3 protein-coding genes are annotated in these 5,152 nt (G+C 34.7%); all 3 read right to left on the bottom strand.

The window, feature by feature from the left end; genetic code table 11:
• On the bottom strand, window positions 1-1,124 hold a 1,124-nt coding region (locus tag JST56_05805; protein ID MBS1988474.1), incomplete at its 3' end, for a hypothetical protein.
• Window positions 1,125-1,157: 33 nt separating this feature from the next.
• Window positions 1,158-4,025: a type I restriction endonuclease subunit R gene (locus tag JST56_05800; protein MBS1988473.1), complete on the bottom strand. Its 2,868-nt coding sequence runs from the start codon at window positions 4,023-4,025 to the stop codon at window positions 1,158-1,160.
• Between the two features lie 11 nt (window positions 4,026-4,036).
• The gene (locus JST56_05795) at window positions 4,037-5,152 is read right to left on the bottom strand and encodes a Fic family protein (GenBank protein MBS1988472.1); all 1,116 of its coding nucleotides are present in this window, start codon (window positions 5,150-5,152) and stop codon (window positions 4,037-4,039) included.

Genomic DNA, 5,152 nt, shown 5'->3' with positions numbered 1-5,152 from the left:
ATTTTCGCATTTGCATTTCTTTCAATATAATAAATTGATTTATCCAATTCATTTGTTATTGCTTCCTGCTGCTCAATAGTAGCGAACTTGTTGAATTTAGCTGCAAAGTCATTTAATTCGGCGTTGCCGGAATCTGCAACCGCTTCCATTCCCAAAGCCCTCATTCTTATAGCATGTTCAATTAAATGAATAAAATACCTCAAAAATTGTTTTTGCCTTTCCCGCCCCATTTTAGCGAGTTCGTCAATTACTTTTACCTGTGATAAATTTCCTGTTTTCAAAATACTGTTCAGCCAAACTTTTAATTGTGCAATATGGTTTTCTTCAACATGGTTAAAAAGTTGGAGAGCCTCAAAATAATTCCCTCCGGCTATGCCGGAAATTTCGGTAGCCTGTTGTTCTGTGGCATTTTCTCTTTTTATAAGTGCATTTTTTATTTCTTCTCTTTCAAGGGGTGGAACTTTCACCAGCTGCACACGAGAGAGTATTGTTGGGATTATCAATTCTTCGCTTCTTGCAACAAAAATAAAAAGCGTATTTGGTGGAGGTTCTTCAATAAGTTTCAGCAGTTTATTTCCTTCATTCCCTAAAGCTTCAGGCATCCACATTATAAGAATTTTGTATTCGCTTTCAAAACTCTTTAAGCCCATAATTCTTATAATTTCCTCGCATTCGCGAGAAGTAATATTGCCCTGTTTATTTTCTGCATTTATAAACTGCAACCAGTTGTATTCATTTGAATAAGGATTAGCAAGCATGTATTGCCTGAATTCAGCCATGAAATCAGCACTCACCGAAGGCCTGTCAGATTTTTTAGGGATAACAGGAAATGAAAAATGTATATCAGGGTGAATCATTGCGGCCGCTTTTATGCAAGAAGCACACTTGCCACATGAGTCCTCAGGTTGTAAAACCGGTAATGAATCCCCAAACAACGAATCTCCGGTATTTTGTTTATTTACATTTTCGCAAACTATGTATTGAGCAAAAGCCCGGGCAAGCGCTAAACCACCGGCGCCTTCTTTTTCTAAAAACAATAATGCATGGCTCAGCCGGTTAGCTTCAATCATTTTAACCAGCTTTGCTTTTAATTCTTTCTGCCCAATTACCTCACTAAACTGCATTGAAATTTGTTTTAAATTACTTCAAAAGTAACATCAATTACCTGCGGCTCCTAAAATAAAAGTTTCAATGAAGCCTAAAATTTTATTTAAGATGCGGTCACCGGTTTCTTTCGATTTTAGAATACCGGGCCTTCCTTCTTTTCTTAAATCTAAAATTTCTTTGCGCAAAGGTTCACGTTCAGTAAATAAGTAGTTTTCTATTAATCTTTCCGTTTTTTCTTTAGAAAGATTTTCTGTTTTAACTAATTCATGAAGTGCTTTTTCTTGCTCTATATTCCAAAACTTTTCAAACTCTTCGTGAATTGATTCCGGATCTTCAATTTGTGGATAATATTCTTGAATAAATTTCTCAATCAATTCCCTTTTACTTCTTAATGATACTTCGGTGTTCAGTAAATTGAAAATATCCTTTTCAATACTTTCTTTGTCTTTTGCACCGTGTTTAGACTTGAATTTAATCAGTAACTGAAGGATATAGGTTACATTGATGGTATCCCGTCTAATCAATTCCAATTCAAAATCTATATCATTGAGAATAGACGTTTTTTTAGATGGATCAGTAGGATCGAGTCTGTCTTTTAAATCCAAATACTTACTGGTATAATCTGCAAAAAGCTGTTCTTCAATGTGTAAATCCTCCCAAGAAAAATCTGTGTAATGGCTCATTTTCTTGTACAAACGCAACAATGTACGGAAAGCCAAAATAAATTGTAGTTGTTCTTCTTCCGAATATAATCCGTCTACGGATTGCACTTCCGGAACGACTTCTAATAATTTTATTGTTGCTTCATTAAACTTTTCTACATATGCTTCGTATGGTTCTACTATAATTTCGTCAATCGCTTCTTTGTTACTGAATAAGGCAATGGCTTCATCTGTCTTGTCCTTCAGGTTTCGAAAACAGACAATATTTCCTTGTGTTTTATTCTTATCTAAAATACGATTGGTACGACTAAATGCCTGAATTAAACCGTGATACTTCAGATTTTTATCCACATATAAGGTATTTAAATACTTACTGTCGAAACCTGTTAAAAACATGTTGGCAACCAACAAAATGTCCGTTTCATTTTGCTTTGATTTCTTCGCTACCGCATTGTAATAATTATAAAATCCTTCTGAATCATTAACATTCTGCTTTTCATTAAATAATTCATTAAAATCATCTGCATATTTCTTTAATACTTCTCTACGATGAGGCTTGATATGGTATTCTGCTTGCGGTTCGGCAACCATCCCTAATTGGGAATAAACAGCATCTTCCATTTCTTCTTCGTTATGAGTAAAGCTAAAAATAGTTGCTACTTTTAAATTGTGCTGTCCACCTTGTTTTTTACGCTTAAAAATCTCATAGTATTGAATAACAGAATCAATATCCTGCACACACATCATTGCGCAAAATTTTTTGTTTTGTGTTTTCTGATCGTGGTATTGAATGATGTAATCCACTATTGCTTCCTTTCGTTCAGGGGCTTCAAAAACTTCCGTTTCGTTAATTTGCTCTACTTTTAAATCAATGATATGTTCTTTTTGTTTAAAAGTCTGAATGTATTCTACCGAAAACTTCAATACATTCTCATCACGTATGGCATCAGTAATTACATATTTATGAAGGCATTTCCCAAAAAGACTTGCGGTTGTTTTCTCACCATCCGCATTCTCTGCTAAAATAGGAGTACCAGTAAAGCCAAACAATTGGATGTTGGTAAAATACCTGACAATATTTTTGTGGGTATCACCAAATTGAGAGCGATGGCATTCATCAAAGATAAAAACCATTCTTTCTTGCTGAATGGATTTCATTTTTAATAAGTTTCTACCAGAAATTGCATTATTCAGCTTTTGAATAGTGGTAACGATGATGCGAACATTTGTATCGTTAAATTTTCTTATCAAATCGTCTGTATTGGTTGCAGAACTTACTGATCCTTTACTAAACTTATCATACTCCTGGTTGGTCTGATAGTCTAAATCTTTTCTATCTACCACAAAAACCACTTTTTTGATAGCCGGAATTTTGGATAGAATTTGGCTAGCTTTAAAGCTGGTTAAGGTTTTACCACTTCCTGTTGTATGCCAGATGTAACCATTTTTTTCGATATTATAACCATTCAGTATTTCATTTTCTTTTACCTTTTTAATAATACTTTCTACCGCATAATATTGGTAAGGACGAAGCACCATCAGACGTTTATCGGTTTCATTCAGAACAATGTATTTACAGATCATTTTACTGATATGGCAAGGTTCTAAAAAAGAATCGGTAAACCCATTCAATATATTATTTAAAGGTTTATTTTGTTCATCTGTCCAATGAAATGTCTGCAAAAACTCTTGTTTATGCGAACCAAAATTGCTGAAATATTTTGTGTTAACACCATTGCTGATTATAAATAACTGAACAAAATGAAAGAGTCCTTTGCCTGCCCCGAAACTGTGTTTTTGATAGCGATTGATTTGATTGAACGCTTCTTTCATTTCCAAGCCTCTTCGTTTCAGCTCGATTTGCACTAATGGCAATCCATTCACCAGTAAGGTAACATCATAACGGTTTTTGTATTTTCCTTCTTGTGTAATTTGATTAGTGACCTGATATTCGTTTTGACACCAGTGTTCTACATTAAGAAATTCAAAATACAAGTTATCGTTATTGTCCCGAATAATATGATGCTTCTTTTCACGAAGTACTTTAGCTTTTTCAAATACAGAACCTTTATTGAGTATATTCAACACTTTTTCAAATTCGCTATCGCTGAATTGTATATGATTGTGTTTTTCTAACTGTGTTTTCAAGTTTGCCAGTAAAGCTTTCTCATCAGGTATTAATGCATATTTATATCCCAATTTTTGCAACTGGGCAACGAGTTGCTCTTCTAAGATTTGTTCGGACTGTTTGCTCATTATTGATTTTTTTAAACTCTTACCAATCGCATCAAAGGTTCAAAGGAATAAAGCGCAGGCCGTCGTCCGGCAGCTTCTTCCTTTTGTACCAAATAGCCGTTTTCTACTAATTTTTTCACCATTACTGCGGCTGTCGGTACAGGGATTTTAGTATTGCTCACAAATCTATTGTTTCTGAAAACAGGATTGGTAAAAATAAAATCAAGAGCAGTTAAACTCCATTTTGAAGACAATAATATCGAAAATTCCGTTTTCATTTCTTCATATAGATTTCGGATACGTTCTGCGATATCTAAATTTTTAGTTGCCTGATGCTGTACCGCAGTGAGAAAAAACTTAATCCATCCATTCCAATCTTTGTTTTTAGACACATTTCTCATTGCTTCAATATATTCATCTTTATGCTCTTCAAAATAGCCGCTGATATAAAAATGAGGTTGAGATAAAACGCCTGATTTCCATAACAAAAGCGTGATAATCATTCTTCCAATTCTGCCATTTCCATCCTGGAATGGGTGCAATGCTTCAAACTCCACGTGAGCTACACCGGTTTTTATCAATGCGGGAGCAGAATTGTTTTCTATATAATTGATTAGTTCCTGTAGGCCATCATTTAACTTCTCAGGGCTTATGGGGATAAATTGTATCTTTTTAGCTGCCCGGTCTGCCAAATAATTCTGTTCTTTCTTGAATTCTCCTGGAGTTTTTGCAGCTCCTCTACCCAAAAACAGCAATTGCTGATGCATTTGCTTGATGAAACTGAGCGAGAAATTATAACCCTCTTCCAAAGCCAACTGGGCATTTTTCAATGCTCTTTGATATAAAATGGTTTCTATTACATCTGCTCTTGCATTCTCAGAAAGCCCGCCATCAGCATCTGCTTCATATTGCAAAATCTCATCTATTGTACTTATGGTTCCCTCTATTCTGGAAGACAAAACCGCTTCCTGGTTCCGAAGAGGAGCTAATAATAGTTCACTGTTATGTAGATTTTTAATCATTTGATCATAACGAGCCAAAGTTTCCGTTGCCCCAATCAATTCCTGGATAAAAAACTCATAATTGATGTTGGTTGGAGGAAATTGTTCGTAATGATAGCTTACGGCATTGTCTAAATTAAAATCCAT

The sequence above is a fragment of the Candidatus Dependentiae bacterium genome (assembly GCA_018266175.1).
Lineage (GTDB): Bacteria > Babelota > Babeliae > Babelales > RVW-14 > JAFEAY01.
Note: the sequence above shows the minus strand (reverse complement) of the source record. Positions and strands in the feature narration are given on the sequence as shown.

What these genes read in the sequence shown, in the direction of transcription:
- JST56_05800 (MBS1988473.1), bottom strand. Translation starts at nt 4,025, where the DNA reads ATGAGCAAACAGTCCGAACAAATCTTAGAAGAGCAACTCGTTGCCCAG.
- JST56_05795 (MBS1988472.1), bottom strand. Translation starts at nt 5,152, where the DNA reads ATGGATTTTAATTTAGACAATGCCGTAAGCTATCATTACGAACAATTT.